Origin of the sequence: Bifidobacterium sp. CP2 (assembly GCF_018555635.1) — a bacterium.
Taxonomy (GTDB): domain Bacteria; phylum Actinomycetota; class Actinomycetes; order Actinomycetales; family Bifidobacteriaceae; genus Bifidobacterium; species Bifidobacterium saguinibicoloris.
This window is the reverse complement of record NZ_JAFEJX010000001.1, coordinates 17,472-30,971: the sequence shown is the minus strand read 5'-3', so window position 1 is coordinate 30,971 and position 13,500 is coordinate 17,472. Positions and strand designations below refer to the sequence as shown.

Sequence of the window (13,500 nt, the reverse complement as noted above, 5' to 3'; positions counted from 1 at the left end):
GTTGCGAACGGTTATAGTCTAATGGAACACGGCATCGGGAGAGAAGGGGACGGCATGCGGTTCGACGACGAGTTGGAGGCGTTCCTCGCGTTCCTCAAGGCGAACCGGGGGCTTTCCGACAACACGGTCCGCGCCTACCGCACGGACGTCGACTCCTGTCTGCGTTTCCTCGAATCCCGCGGCACGGCCGACCTGCATGAGGTGACCGAGGACGACCTGCGCGGATGGATGGCGGCCGAGACCGGTTCGCACGCCCGTTCGAGCATGGCGCGCATGACCGTGGCCGTGCGCCGGTTCTTCGACTGGGCCGCCGCCCACGGCGTCGTCGCCGTCGACCCGGCCGCCTCGATCATGACGCCGAAGACCGGCAACGCGCTGCCCGTCGTGCTCACCGAACGCCAGGCGGGCGAGCTCATGGACGAGACCGAATCCGAAGCCGACGGACCGGAATCGTCCCGCGGCCGCGGCGACGAGGGGGAGACGCGGGAGGCGCGGGCGCTGCGCCTGCGCGACGCGGCGATTCTCGAACTGCTGTACGCCACCGGCATGCGCGTCGGCGAACTCGTCGGGCTCGGCGTGGGTGACGTCGACTGGTCGTCGCACACGGTGAAGGTCACCGGCAAGGGGAACAAGCAGCGCGTGGTGCCGTTCGGCGCGCCGGCCTGCCGGGCCCTGGAACGGTGGGCGGAGGAGGGACGCCCGGCGCTCGCCGGCCGTCCCTCCGGGGACGCGCTGTTCCTCGGGGCCAGGGGAGGGAGGCTCGACCAGCGTGTGGCCCGCAGGGTGGTGCACAGGCAGGCGGAACGCGCGGGCGTTCCAGATATTGGACCCCATGCGCTGAGACATTCCGCGGCCACCCACATGCTCGACGGCGGGGCCGATCTGCGCGAGGTGCAGGAGCTGCTCGGACACTCCTCGCTCAAGACCACGCAGCGGTATACGCACGTCTCCATCGACCAGCTCAAATCCCGCTATTCCCAAGCGTTTCCCAGGGCATGACCATGTGTCCGCAAGGCGGTTGCGGTATGAATCGGCGCCGTGTCGCCAGGTGGCGACGGCTTGTCGCGCACCCCGGGAGGATTCGGGTGGGCAAGGCCGTCCCCGGTGCTCCGGTCGCGTCCGTCGGATGCCGTCGCACCCGCCGGTATTCACGTAACGTCCACAATTCGGTAACGTGCTGTCTCCAATCTGCGTCACAATGGGACGCGGTCAACGAGGGGGTGAGGTGCTGACGGCCACGCCGGCACCGAACCTCTTTTTCGTTCCTCAGCGGACAGTGTCCGCAATGCGGGTGCGAGTCCCGTCCCGCGGCCGAACCCCGCGGGCAGATGAATAGGAGAAACAAGAAATATGAAGAAGCAAGCCTTCGCGATCGCCGCGGCCGTGTGCGCCGTCGCGACCATGCTCGGCGGCTGCGGCTCGACCGGCAGCGCCTCCAAGGACGCGGCCTCGGGCAACATCATCACCGCGTACGCCTCCGAACCGCAGAACCCGCTCATCCCGGGCAACACCAACGAGACCGGCGGCGGCAAGCCGGGCGACCTGCTGTTCGCCCGCCTCGTCTCCTTCGACGCCAAGGGCAACGCCTCCAACGAAGTGGCCGAGTCCATCACCCCGAACGACGACGCCACCCAGTACACCATCAAGCTCAAGGACGGCTGGAAGTTCACCGACGGCACGCCGGTCACCGCCGAGTCCTTCACCAAGGCCTGGAGCTACGTCGCCAACGCGAAGAACGCCCAGAAGTGCTCCTCCTTCTTCTCCACCATCGCCGGCTTCGACGATCTGCAGAAGGACGGCCTCAAGGGTGACGAGCAGCTCTCCGGCCTCAAGGTCGTGGACGACAAGACCTTCACCGTCGACATGAACCAGCCCGACGCCACCTTCCCGATCAAGGTCGGCTACCTGGCGTTCGCCCCGCTGCCGGAATCCTTCTACAAGGACCCGAAGGCCTTCGGCCAGGCCCCGGTCGGCAACGGCCCGTACAAGTTCTCCAAGTGGGACCACAACAAGGAGATCGACCTCGTCAAGAACGCTGACTACAAGGGCAACGACGTGCCGAAGAACGACGGCGTGACCTTCAAGATCTACACCGACGACAAGGCCGCCTACGCCGACATCCAGGCCGGCAACCTCGACGTGATGGAGTCCGTCCCGGCCTCCGCCACCAAGACCTTCCAGAAGGATCCGAAGGTCCAGGCCTACAACAAGGCCGGCTCCGTCTCCCAGACCTTCACCATCCCGTCCAACCTCGAGCACTTCCAGACCAACACCGAGGAAGGCCAGCTCCGCCGCCAGGCCATCTCCATGGCCATCAACCGCGAGCAGCTGACCGACAAGGTCCTCGGCGGCATCGCCACCCCGGCCAAGGACTTCACCTCCCCGCTCACCCCGGGCTACTCCGACTCCCTCAAGGGCGTCGACAACCTGAAGTTCAACGCCTCCAAGGCCAAGGAGCTGTGGGCCAAGGCCGACGCCATCTCCAAGTACGACGGCCAGCTGACCTTCGCCTACAACGCCGACGGCGGCGCCAAGCCGATCTACGACGCCATCGTCAACCAGCTCAAGAACAACCTGGGCATCGACGCGGCCACCAACCCGATGCCGACCTTCCAGGAGTTCCGTGACGCGGTCACCAACCGCCAGATCAAGGGCGCCTTCCGCACCGGCTGGCAGCCGGATTACCCGTCCGCCGAGAACTACCTGTTCCAGCTGTACTCCTCCAAGGCCGCCGACGGCAACGGCTCCAACGACGGCGACTACAAGAACGCCGACTTCGACAAGCTGATGGACGAGGCCTACGCCGCCCAGTCCACCGACGCCGCCAACAAGATCTACCAGCAGTCCCAGGAGATCCTCCTCGAGCAGCTGCCGGCCATCCCGCTGTACTACTCCAACGCCGTCGGCGTCGCGAGCACCGGCGTCAAGGGCTTCGAGATGAACTGGCAGAACCTGCCGGTCTACGAGGAGCTGACCAAGTGAGCCTGACGCTCGCCTAATCGCATTCCCGTCATCGGAAAGCATCTCGGAAGGGGCGGAACCCGTCAAGGGTTCCGCCCCTTCCTTGTATTTCCCGTCCATATGCGGGGCGGCGCGCACGCATGGGCGCCGTGGAGGGACGGACCTCGGAGAACCCCGGTTTTCAGCCGTGATTCACCTTCGTGAAACATTGGTGTCAACCCGTGGGGTAAACTTACGGGGTACTTAGCGACCGGCAGGGGCGCCCACGTCGCACGCGTGCGCGTGCGGCGACGCCCCCGAAGGTCCGTAGATTCAAGGAGAAACCGATGGGCAAATATCTTCTGCGCCGCATTCTGCAGATGATCCCCGTGGTTCTCGGTGCGACGCTGCTGGTCTATGCCCTCGTCTTCGCCCTGCCCGGTGACCCGGTCAAGGCGATGTTCGGTGACAAGCCGGTCAACGAAGCCGTCGCCGCCCAGATCCGCGCCGAATACAACCTCGACAAGCCGTTCATCATCCAGTACCTGCTGTTCCTCAAGAACGCGTTCACGCTGGACTTCGGCCAGACCTTCGCCGGGCAGCCGGTCATCGCCGAGATCGGACGCGCGTTCCCGGTCACCATCAAGCTCGCTTTGATGGCGTTCGTGTTCGAGGCGGTCTTCGGCGTCGTGTTCGGCATCATCTCCGGCCTCAAGAAGGGCAAGTGGTACGACTCGGTCATCCTCATCGTCTCGCTGCTGCTCATCTCCGTGCCGACCTTCGTCACCGGCTTCGCCGGCCAGTACTTCCTCGGCGTGCAGTGGAGCCTCATCCCCGTGACGGTGAGCGCCGACACTACGTTCGGCGAGATGCTGTTCCCCGCGATGGTGCTGGGCTCCGTCTCCATGGCGTACATCATCCGACTCACCCGTTCCGAGGTCTCCTCGAACATCGCCGAGGACTACGTGCGCACCGCGCGCGCCAAGGGCATGTCCAACGGCTCCGTGATGCTGCGCCACGTCCTCAGGAACTCCCTGATCCCCGTGGTCACCTACCTCGGCCAGGATCTCGGCGCCCTCATGGGCGGCGCGATGATCACCGAGCAGATCTTCAACATCCACGGAGTCGGCTTCCTCACCTACCAGTCGATCCTCAAGGGCGAAGGCAACCTTGTGGTGTCCATCGTCACGATCCTGCTGCTGGTGTTCGTGATCTGCAACCTCGTCGTCGACATGCTGTACGCGGCCCTCGACCCGCGCATCCGTTACGAGTGACCGGGAGGACAAGGACATGACCGACAACAACCAGACCGTGTACGAGACCCTCCCCGGCCAGGAACGCTACGTCGCGCCGATTGACGAGACCCCGCTCCAGGACGTCGACAAGGTCGACGAATCCGCCCCGGCCGCCAGCATGTGGGCCGACGCGTGGCGCACGCTGCGCAAGAACCCGCTGTTCATCATCTCCGGGCTGCTCATCATCTTCATCGTCTTCGTGGCCCTCTTCCCGGGCGTGCTCACCAAGACCGACCCGAACTACTGCAACCTCGACAACTCGCTCGAGCCCGCCGAGGCCGGCCACCCGTTCGGATACGACTTCCAGGGCTGCGACGTGTTCGCCCGCACCGTGTACGGCACACGCACCTCGCTGTCCGTGGGCCTGCTCACCACGATCATCGTGGTGCTCATCGGCACGCTCATCGGCGCGGTCGCCGGCTTCTTCGGCGGCTGGGTCGACGCGCTGCTGAGCCGCATCATCGACATCTTCTACTCCATCCCGTTCCTGCTCGGCGCCATCGTGGTCCTGCAGATGTTCCGCACCTCCGGCTCCATCTGGAAGGTCGTGCTCGTCCTCGCCCTGTTCGGCTGGGTCTCCACGGCCCGTATCGCCCGCGGCTCCGTGATGGAGGCCAAGAACCTCGAGTTCAACACCGCCTCCACCGCACTCGGCTCCACGCCGATGAGGAACCTGTTCAGCCACATCATCCCGAACGCGCTGGCCCCGATCATCGTCATCGGCACCACGTCCCTCGGCTCGTTCATCGTGTCCGAGGCCACGCTGAGCTTCCTCGGCGTGGGTCTGCCGACCACCACCGTCAGCTGGGGCGGCGACATCTCCCAGGCCCAGGTCAACCTCATGACCAACCCGATGGTGCTGTTCTACCCGTCCATGGCTCTGGCCATCACCGTGCTGAGCTTCATCATGATGGGCGACGCCGTCAAGGACGCCCTCGATCCGAAGAGCCGCACGGCCTGAGAGTGAGGTAGGGAAAACTCATGGAAAACACGAATGACGCCAAGCTGGTCGAGATGCAGAAGGCCAACGGCCCGCTGCTCGAGGTGAAGAACCTCGCCATCGACTTCACCACCGACGACAAGCGCGCCGTGCACGCCGTGCGCAACGCCTCGTTCTCCGTCTACCCCGGACAGTGGGTGGCCATCGTGGGCGAATCCGGCTCCGGAAAGTCCACGTCCGCCATGGCCGTCCTCGGCCTCCTTCCCGGCACCGGCCACGTGGTCGGCGGCTCCATCAAGCTCGACGGCCAGGAGCTCACGGGTCTCAAGCCCAAGGACTTCGACAAGCTGCGCGGCGACAAGATGGGCCTCGTACCCCAGGACCCGATGAGCAACCTGAACCCGGTGTACCGTATCGGCACCCAGGTCAAGGAGGCTCTCAAGGCCAACAACATGGACGTCGCCCACGAGAAGCGCTCCGCCCTCGCCAAGGCCCTCGCCGGCGAGGAGGCGGACGTCGAGCTCAAGGGCAACGACGACGAGACCTTCATCGGCTCCGCCGAGCTGCCCGCCCTGATGGACGCCGCCAAGGCCGCCCTCGCGGAGGCCGGTGTGACCGGCGAGGCCTTCGACAAGGCCGTCGCCCGCTTCACCAGCGAATGGGTGCCGGGTTCCGAGACCCGCTGGCGCGTCGCCGACGACCTCATCAAGGCCGGCGTGAACGACGACAAGGCCTGGGCCATCGCCAAGGCGCACGTCACCGGCTCCACCATGGACGACCGCATCGCGGGCCTGCTCTCCGAGGCCGGTCTGCCCGACGCGGCCACCCGCGCCCGCCAGTACCCGCACGAGTTCTCCGGCGGCATGCGCCAGCGCGCGCTCATCGCCATCGGTCTGGCGTGCCGCCCCGATCTGCTCATCGCCGACGAGCCGACCTCCGCGCTCGACGTGACCGTGCAGAAGAAGATCCTCGACCACCTGCACATGCTCACCGACTCGCTCGGCACCGCCGTGCTGTTCATCACCCACGACCTGGGTCTCGCTGCCGAGCGCGCCCAGCACATCGTCGTGATGTACAAGGGCCAGGTCGTCGAATCCGGCCCGTCGCTCGAAGTGCTCCAGCACCCGCAGCACCCGTATACCAAGCGCCTGGTCGCCGCGGCCCCGTCCCTGGCCTCCCAGCGCATCATCTCCGCGCACGAGCGCGGCGAGAGCACGGACGCGCTGCTCGAACACCATGTGGTCGGCGAGGACAAGCTCGAGAAGAGCGAGAACATCATCGTCGTGGACCATCTGACCAAGGAGTTCAAGCTCCCGCGCAAGAAGGAGATGTTCAAGGCCGTCGACGACGTGTCCTTCTCCGTCAAGCGCGGCTCCACGCTGGCCATCGTGGGCGAATCCGGCTCCGGCAAGTCCACCGTGGCGAACATGGTCCTGAAGCTCCTCGAGCCCACCTCCGGCAAGGCGTTCTACGAGGGGCAGGACATCTCCACGTTCAGGGGCGCCAAGCTCCTCGAGTTCCGCCGCCACGTGCAGCCGGTCTTCCAGAACCCGTACGGTTCGCTCGACCCGATGTACTCCATCTACCGCTCCATCGAGGAGCCGCTGCGCATCCACGGCATCGGCGACACCAAGAGCCGCACCAAGCGCGTGCGCGAGCTGCTCGACATGGTGGAGCTGCCCGAATCCGTGATGACCCGCTACCCGAACGAGCTGTCCGGCGGCCAGCGCCAGCGCATCGCCATCGCGCGAGCCATGGCCTTGAACCCGGACGTCATCGTGTGCGACGAGGCGGTCTCCGCCCTCGACGTGCTCGTGCAGGACCAGGTGCTCCACCTCCTCAACGACCTCCAGGCCGAGAAGGGGCTGAGCTACCTGTTCATCACCCACGATCTCGCCGTCGTCCGCCAGATCGCCGACGAGGTGGTCGTCATGCAGCACGGCAGGCTCGTCGAGCACGCCACCACCGACGAGGTCTTCAACCACCCGAAGCAGCAGTACACCAGGGACCTGCTCGACGCGATCCCCGGCGGCAAGCTGCAGCTCGGCCTCGACTGACCGGCACCGGCTGACCGGTCACGACCAACCGGCCTCGGCCGGCCGGTTTCCGCGACGCCCACGGCACAGGCTCCCCTCCCGTTCACCGGAAGGGGAGCCTTTCGCGTCTCGCAGGTTGTATAGTGAGCCGCATGATCACCATCACCACCTCGAACATGAACGGCATCCGCGCCGCCGAACGCAAAGGCATGACGGACTGGGCGAAACGCCACACGCCCGACGTGTGGTGCATGCAGGAGGTCCGCGCACCGCAGGCGGACGTCGACCGTATCTTCTCCTCCATCGCCTTCGAATACGCGGCCGAAGGACGGGTGGCCGATCCGAACGCGCTGAACCGCGACAACGAGGTGTGCCGCGTCAAGGGCCGCGCCGGCGTCGGGCTCCTCACCGACCTCGAGGTCGTCGCCTCCAGGCACGGCCTGCCCGGACTGGACGAGGACGTCGACTCCGGCCGGTGGATCGAGTCGGACGTCGTCACGCCGCAGGGCTACACGCTCACCGTCGCGTGCGTGTACGTGCATGCCGGCAACGCCGACGACGAGACGAAGATGGCGCAGAAGTTCCGCTTCCTTGACGCCATGTGCGAACGCATGGGGGAGCTGCGCGACGAGGCGGCGCGCGGCGGGCGCCAGGCCGTGGTGTGCGGCGACTGCAACATCGCGCACACGCCGCTCGACATCAGGAATGCCAAGGCCAACGAGAAGCACGCCGGCTTCATGCCCGCCGAACGCGCCTACGTGGACCGATGGCTCGGCGAACTCGAATTCGTGGACATGACCCGCTACCTCGCCGGCGACATCCAAGGGCCGTACACGTGGTGGAGCCAGCGCGGCCGCGCCTTCGACAACAACGTGGGGTGGAGGATCGACTACCAGCTCGCCACGCCCGAGCTCGCCGAGACCGCGCGCGGCTTCGTCATCGACAAGGCCCCCTCCTACGACCTCAGATGGTCCGACCACGCGCCGCTGAGCGTCACCTACGACGTGTGAGACCGGCGGGTCCGCCCACCGGCGCCATCCAGCCAAACGCAAGAACGGGTGCTACGCTAGGCAAGGTTGCAACCGCAAGACATGAAATGAGGAACCATGGGACTGTTCGGATTCGGCAAGAAGAAGGACAAGACGGACAGGAAGGCCGAGCCCGTCGAGGACGAGGACGCCAAGGCCGCCGAAGCCGCCAACGCCGCCGCCAGGGCGGACAGCGAGACCGCCGAGAAGACCGCCGCCGAGGCGCTCCCCGAGGCCAGCGACTCCTATGAGGGCCGCGGCGAGGAACGCGGTCCCTGGGACGTGGACGACGAGGACGTTCCCGACTACGACGACTACCTCGACCTGGGCGCCTACTACCTGCCGTTCATGCAGCACATCGAACTGCGCATCAAGGCCAACCGCGCCACCCGCGCCATCCTCGGCTCGACCATCACCTACAAGCGTTCCAGCCTCGAGATCGAGGCGTACGCCGCGCCGAAGACCCTCGGTCTGTGGGAGGACTGGCGCGAGGACTTCCTCGAAGCCAACCCGAAGGCCTCCGCGTCCGACGGCGTGTTCGGCACCGAGATCACGCTGCCCGTCGAAGTGAAGAACGGGCGCACCCTCATCACGCGCATCGTCGGCGTGGACGGCCCCCGCTGGATGCTGCGCGGCATCTTCTCCGGCGTGGCCGCCACCGACCCGGACGCCGAGGAGACCAAGGCGCTCAACCGGTTCTTCTCCGACATCGTCGTCGAGCGCGGCGAGGAGCCGCTCGCCCCGCGCGACCTCATCCCCATGCACCCGCCCGTCGCCCCCGCCGAGCGCAAGGCCGCCAAGGCCGCGGCCGAGCAGGAGGACGCCGCCGAGGGCAAGGAGTACCTCAAGGACGTGCCCACCCGCCCGAAGGGACCGCTGAGCCAGGACCAGGAGACCCAGGTGAAGACCACGCTCTCGCGTGGCCCGATGTTCTCCGAAGTCCGCTGACGCATGGCCGAAACGAGGAAACGCACCGGCCTGGGCGCGCTCGCCCAGGCCGGCGGCGACGAGGACTTCTCCGTCATCGACGCGATCGGCGGGCCGCGCGGCGTCGTCGAATCGATGCTGCCCGGCGTGGTGTTCGTCGTGCTGTTCGTGGTGACGAACGACCTCGACCTCACCATCGGTGTGTCCGCCGCGCTGGCCGTGGCGCAGGTCCTCATCCGTCTTGTCCAACGCCAGTCCGTCATGGGCGCGCTGAGCGGGCTCATCGCCGTGGGCATCTGCCTCGTCTGGGCGTGGAAGAGCCATGAGGCGCGCAACTACTACATGTTCGGGTTCCTCACCAACGGCGTGTACGCGGTGCTGCTGGCCGTTTCGCTCGCCGCGCGCGTGCCGGGGCTCGGACTCGTCATCGAATTCATCCGCCAGCTGCCCACCGAACGGTTCGGCGCATGGTTCCATGACTGGATGGACGACGCTCCGCTCAGACGCGCCTACACGGCCGTCACCGCATTGTGGCTCGGCCTGTTCGCGCTGCGTCTCGCCGTGCAGGTGCCGCTCTACCTCACCGATCATGTGGCCGCGCTCGGCGTGACCCGCCTCATCATGGGCATCCCGTTCTGGGCGTTGGCCATCTGGGTGAGCTATCTCGTCATCGCCACGCCGCTGCACCGCCACAAGGCGGCCGTCAAAGCCGCGGAGACCGCGGACGCGGACGCCGCCGGGGCCGCCGGGCCCACCGGGGACGCCGAGACCACCGCCGGGACGGACGGTCCGGCACATCAGACAGGTCAAGACAGGTAAGGAACGTATGGAAGCTGAAGTCCGCATCGAACGGTACGCCGACCAGGGCCGCTGCGTGGCCCACATCGACGGGCGCGTCGTCTTCGTCCGCTTCGCCCTGCCGGGCGAGCTCGTGCGCATCGTCCTCGACGAGCCGCACGACCGCGACGAACGGTTCTGGACCGGCGAGGTCGTCGAAGTCGTCGAGGCGAGCCCGGACCGTGTCGACCCCGCATGGCCGCTCGCCGGACCGCTCGCTACGGGCGGCGGCGTCGGCGGCGCGGACCTCGTCCACGTCTCCCTGCCCGGACAGCTGACATGGAAGGCCGTCACCGTCAGCGAGCAGATGAGCCGACTGGGCCATGTCGACGTCACCGTGCCCATCGAACGCGCCGAAGGCGACGAGGCGCTCGACGGCCTCCACTGGCGCACGCGCATCGAGATGATCGCCGACGACGACGGCAGGCCCTCGATGCGCCGGCGCGGCAGCCACACGCGCGTGCCCATCGACACGATGCCGCTCGCCACGAAGACCCTGCTCAAGGTCGCCGACGACGCGCACGTGTGGGACGGCGGCTTCACGCCCGGCGCGCAGATCCGCCTGTCCGTACCCGAACCGCGCGCCGGCGCGCCCCTGCCCGACGATTACGCCGTCCTCGTCGACGGCGAGCTCACGCACGGCTCGCAGACCCTCACCGAACAGGTCACCGTGTCCGGCATCACCTTCACGTACGAGGTCGACGCGAACGGCTTCTGGCAGGTGCACCGCGAGGCGCCCGTCGCCCTCGCGAACCACGTCATCGACCTCGTGCGCGCCGAACTCGACGGCGCCGACGCCGCCGTCATCTGGGACCTCTACTCCGGCTCCGGCCTGTTCACACTGCCGCTCGCCACGCTCGCCGCCGACCGTGCGCGCGTGTTCAGCGTCGAAGGCGGCCGCACCGCCGTGAGAAGCCAGCAGCGCAATCTGCGCGCCCTGGGTCTGGGCGATGTGGACGCCCGCTGCGGTGACGTCGCGCGCACGCTCGCGCACGTGCCCGCCAACTTCGCGCATCCGGACGTGGTGGTCCTCGACCCGCCGCGCGCCGGCGCGCACGCCAAGGTGTGCCGTCAGATCGCCGCCGCCGGGCCGCGCGCCATCGTCTACATCGCCTGCGATCCGACGAGTCTCGCCCGCGACACGGGCACGCTCGTCCCGCTCGGCTACGAGCTCGCCGACATCCGCGCCTACGACATCTATCCGATGACCCATCACGTCGAGACGGTCGCGTTGTTCCGCCGCGGAGGGGACGTCGCGTGACGTCGCGGCCCATCGGGACGGAGGGGCGTCGGCCCGGGCCGGCGCGCATGATGCGCGGCCCGCGCCGCGCCGCGGCCCGGATGATGGCCCGCGTCGGCGCGTCGATCGCGTGCATGGCGGCGGTGCTGTCGCTCGCCGCGTGCGTGCCGCACGGCACCGCCGTCGGCGACACGCAGGGGCATACGCCGTCGACCGCGCATATCGGCACGGTGCGTGACGACGCGGTGGTCGGCGTCGTCGGTTCGTCCACGGCCGCCGCCGACAAGACCGTGCTGGACGCGTTCGCCGCCGCCGACATCGACGCCGTGTACGTGTCCGTCAAGGACGCCGCCGATGCCGCCGACGCGGCCCATCGGGCGCAACAGGGCGTGCGCGACATGATCTCGCGCGTCGTAAGCCTCGTCATCGTCTCCGACATCGACGTGACGGCCGATGCGGACGGCTGGGATTCCGCGTTGCGGGATGCGCGGAACGCCGGCATCCCCGTCGCGCTGCTCTCGCCCGTTCACGCGCCCTCCGACGCCACGCTCTACGCGGCCACGCTCGTCATCAACGACCGCGCCGCCGACGCCACGCCCATCGACGAGGCCGCCATGACCATCCTCAACGACGAACCCCATGCCCGCGAGATCACCGTCAGCACGGTTCGGTAGGGGATAGGGGAGCCGGCGTGGCGTCAGTATGCCATTGCCGTCGTTTCCGTGTGGTACGGAGGCGACGGCATGCGTGCTCTACGCGTCGCTTCCATGCGGTCCTTGGCATGCTCCCGACGCTCAGGCCCCGTCAGCATCGGCTCCCTGCCATTCTTGGCGCGCTCCCGACGCTGAGCATGCTCCAGGCGTCGGTTCCGTGCCAAACGCCACCGGCATCCGACGCGGATGGTACCGGGCAACGCGGATTGAATGGTTCGCGGCGTTGTCCGGCATGAAATGGTGCTGGACAACGAGGAAACAGTGTATTCCCCTGTTGCCCGTCAGGGAATTGTGCCGGACAACAGGAGAATCAGGTCTTTTGCCGTTGCCCGGCAGCATACTGTGCCGGACAACAGCGCGGAGGCGCGGATTCGTGTTGTCCGGCGTGCTCTGGCGCCGGATAGGCTCCGCATTCCGGAATCGGATGTTGTCCGGCACACATATCGGGCGATACGACGGCGTGGTGTGCCTTCCGGTCGCCGTTTCGTGTGTCCCTGAGGGGGTTTCCGTGTCGGATAACCCGGGAATCCGGCTTGTGGGCGGTTATCCGGCCGGCGATTGGGGCCGGACGCCATTGGATGCGCCCCGGATTGCTCCTCATCATGCCGTATGACGTGATTTGGCGATGCCGGGCAACGAGGGAATAGCGTCTTCCGTCGTTGTCCGGCATGAAATGGTGTCGGACAACGCGAATCCGATGGTCTGCGATGTTACCTGGCACGGGGCGGTGCCGGGCAACGCAAGGGCCGCGTCTTCCACGGTTGCCCGGCAAGGGCTGCTTGTCCTGAGCGCTGGAAGAGAAAAAGCTATTCGATATAGCGAGTGATGGCAGACTGCAAACGTTGACGGTCAGGATATCGGGAACATATCCGTCGGGCTATGACCGCTGCATCGTCATGATTGAACAGTTGTTCGTACCGATGAAGTACACCATGCTATATGGTTGTATGCCGACTTATTGTCCGCGAGAATACGAGGACCAACCAAGGTACCGTTTGGCAGACCGCGTAAGGCGATGGCATCGGCCTCGCGTCGATACTTGACCGCAAGGACGCGCAGCAGCGCATATGAAGGTTGCGTGACGTATTGCATATAGCGGAGAACGTCGTCGGACATCATCTCTTCGACGAGGAGCCGTTCGAATGCGGGATTCCTCCGATGGCCATGTGGGTTGGTGACGGCACGGCGGTCAAGTACTCTGAAGCACTCCTCGGACAGTTCGACAAGCAAACCGGAATCAAATCGACAGATGCCGCGCAGGAACCACACGTATTCCCTGTCGCACGCGGATGATGCATGCGCGATGATGTACCTGAACAGGTCGCTGATTTCCTCGCGATGCCCTTCCAAGGCGAGTCGCCAAAGCGCCCAGCGATTATATCCGTTCTGGAGGGTATACGGGCAATATGTCATTAACCATGATTGGGTATGCATCAACGGCTCCGGCAATGCCGTCTGTGTGGGGATGGACATGTCATCTGCTTTCCGCGTGATGGCGCCGACGCCACCATTTTATGCAGCATTCCATGGAACCGCGCACGGGG

Annotated in this window: 11 protein-coding genes; 10 read left to right on the top strand and 1 reads right to left on the bottom strand. The window is 66.6% G+C overall.

What is annotated here, in order from left to right; genetic code table 11:
• Nucleotides 1-54 precede the first annotated feature (54 nt).
• The 10 genes from JS531_RS00110 to JS531_RS00065 all read left to right on the top strand — a co-directional run bounded on the left by JS531_RS00110 (nt 55) and on the right by JS531_RS00065 (nt 11,917).
• Entirely contained in the window at nt 55-999 is a 945-nt protein-coding gene (locus tag JS531_RS00110; RefSeq protein ID WP_214310999.1) for a tyrosine recombinase XerC, read from the top strand.
• Between the two features lie 351 nt (nt 1,000-1,350).
• A complete protein-coding gene (locus tag JS531_RS00105) occupies nt 1,351-2,982 on the top strand; it encodes an ABC transporter substrate-binding protein (RefSeq protein ID WP_214310998.1) in 1,632 nt (543 codons plus the stop codon).
• Between the two features lie 305 nt (nt 2,983-3,287).
• Nucleotides 3,288-4,214, top strand: a complete 927-nt coding sequence (locus tag JS531_RS00100; protein WP_214310997.1) for an ABC transporter permease — start codon at nt 3,288-3,290, stop codon at nt 4,212-4,214.
• A 16-nt stretch (nt 4,215-4,230) separates the two neighbouring features.
• Nucleotides 4,231-5,196 carry an ABC transporter permease gene (locus JS531_RS00095; RefSeq protein WP_214310996.1) on the top strand — a complete coding sequence of 322 codons (966 nt, stop codon included), beginning with the start codon at nt 4,231-4,233 and terminating at the stop codon, nt 5,194-5,196.
• Between the two features lie 20 nt (nt 5,197-5,216).
• Nucleotides 5,217-7,232, top strand: a complete 2,016-nt coding sequence (locus JS531_RS00090; RefSeq protein ID WP_214310995.1) for an ABC transporter ATP-binding protein — start codon at nt 5,217-5,219, stop codon at nt 7,230-7,232.
• Nucleotides 7,233-7,363: 131 nt separating this feature from the next.
• The gene (locus JS531_RS00085; protein ID WP_214310994.1) at nt 7,364-8,221 is read left to right on the top strand and encodes an exodeoxyribonuclease III; all 858 of its coding nucleotides are present in this window, start codon (nt 7,364-7,366) and stop codon (nt 8,219-8,221) included.
• A 96-nt stretch (nt 8,222-8,317) separates the two neighbouring features.
• Nucleotides 8,318-9,187 carry a DUF3710 domain-containing protein gene (locus JS531_RS00080; RefSeq protein WP_214310993.1) on the top strand — a complete coding sequence of 290 codons (870 nt, stop codon included), beginning with the start codon at nt 8,318-8,320 and terminating at the stop codon, nt 9,185-9,187.
• Between the two features lie 3 nt (nt 9,188-9,190).
• Nucleotides 9,191-9,985, top strand: a complete 795-nt coding sequence (locus JS531_RS00075; protein ID WP_214310992.1) for a DUF3159 domain-containing protein — start codon at nt 9,191-9,193, stop codon at nt 9,983-9,985.
• A 7-nt stretch (nt 9,986-9,992) separates the two neighbouring features.
• Nucleotides 9,993-11,264, top strand: a complete 1,272-nt coding sequence (locus JS531_RS00070; protein ID WP_214310991.1) for a TRAM domain-containing protein — start codon at nt 9,993-9,995, stop codon at nt 11,262-11,264.
• A complete protein-coding gene (locus tag JS531_RS00065; RefSeq protein ID WP_338024110.1) occupies nt 11,261-11,917 on the top strand; it encodes a hypothetical protein in 657 nt (218 codons plus the stop codon). Before JS531_RS00070 ends, JS531_RS00065 begins: the two co-directional genes overlap by 4 nt.
• A 933-nt stretch (nt 11,918-12,850) precedes the next feature.
• Here the strand turns inward: JS531_RS00065 and JS531_RS00060 are convergent.
• Nucleotides 12,851-13,429 carry a hypothetical protein gene (locus tag JS531_RS00060; protein ID WP_214310990.1) on the bottom strand — a complete coding sequence of 193 codons (579 nt, stop codon included), beginning with the start codon at nt 13,427-13,429 and terminating at the stop codon, nt 12,851-12,853.
• Between the last annotated feature and the right edge of the window lie 71 nt (nt 13,430-13,500).

Bases quoted from the DNA above. Each gene is read 5' to 3' on its own strand.
- JS531_RS00110 (WP_214310999.1), top strand. From the start codon at position 55: ATGCGGTTCGACGACGAGTTGGAGGCGTTCCTCGCGTTCCTCAAGGCG.
- JS531_RS00105 (WP_214310998.1), top strand. From the start codon at position 1,351: ATGAAGAAGCAAGCCTTCGCGATCGCCGCGGCCGTGTGCGCCGTCGCG.
- JS531_RS00100 (WP_214310997.1), top strand. From the start codon at position 3,288: ATGGGCAAATATCTTCTGCGCCGCATTCTGCAGATGATCCCCGTGGTT.
- JS531_RS00095 (WP_214310996.1), top strand. From the start codon at position 4,231: ATGACCGACAACAACCAGACCGTGTACGAGACCCTCCCCGGCCAGGAA.
- JS531_RS00090 (WP_214310995.1), top strand. From the start codon at position 5,217: ATGGAAAACACGAATGACGCCAAGCTGGTCGAGATGCAGAAGGCCAAC.
- JS531_RS00085 (WP_214310994.1), top strand. From the start codon at position 7,364: ATGATCACCATCACCACCTCGAACATGAACGGCATCCGCGCCGCCGAA.
- JS531_RS00080 (WP_214310993.1), top strand. From the start codon at position 8,318: ATGGGACTGTTCGGATTCGGCAAGAAGAAGGACAAGACGGACAGGAAG.
- JS531_RS00075 (WP_214310992.1), top strand. From the start codon at position 9,191: ATGGCCGAAACGAGGAAACGCACCGGCCTGGGCGCGCTCGCCCAGGCC.
- JS531_RS00070 (WP_214310991.1), top strand. From the start codon at position 9,993: ATGGAAGCTGAAGTCCGCATCGAACGGTACGCCGACCAGGGCCGCTGC.
- JS531_RS00060 (WP_214310990.1), bottom strand. From the start codon at position 13,429: ATGTCCATCCCCACACAGACGGCATTGCCGGAGCCGTTGATGCATACC.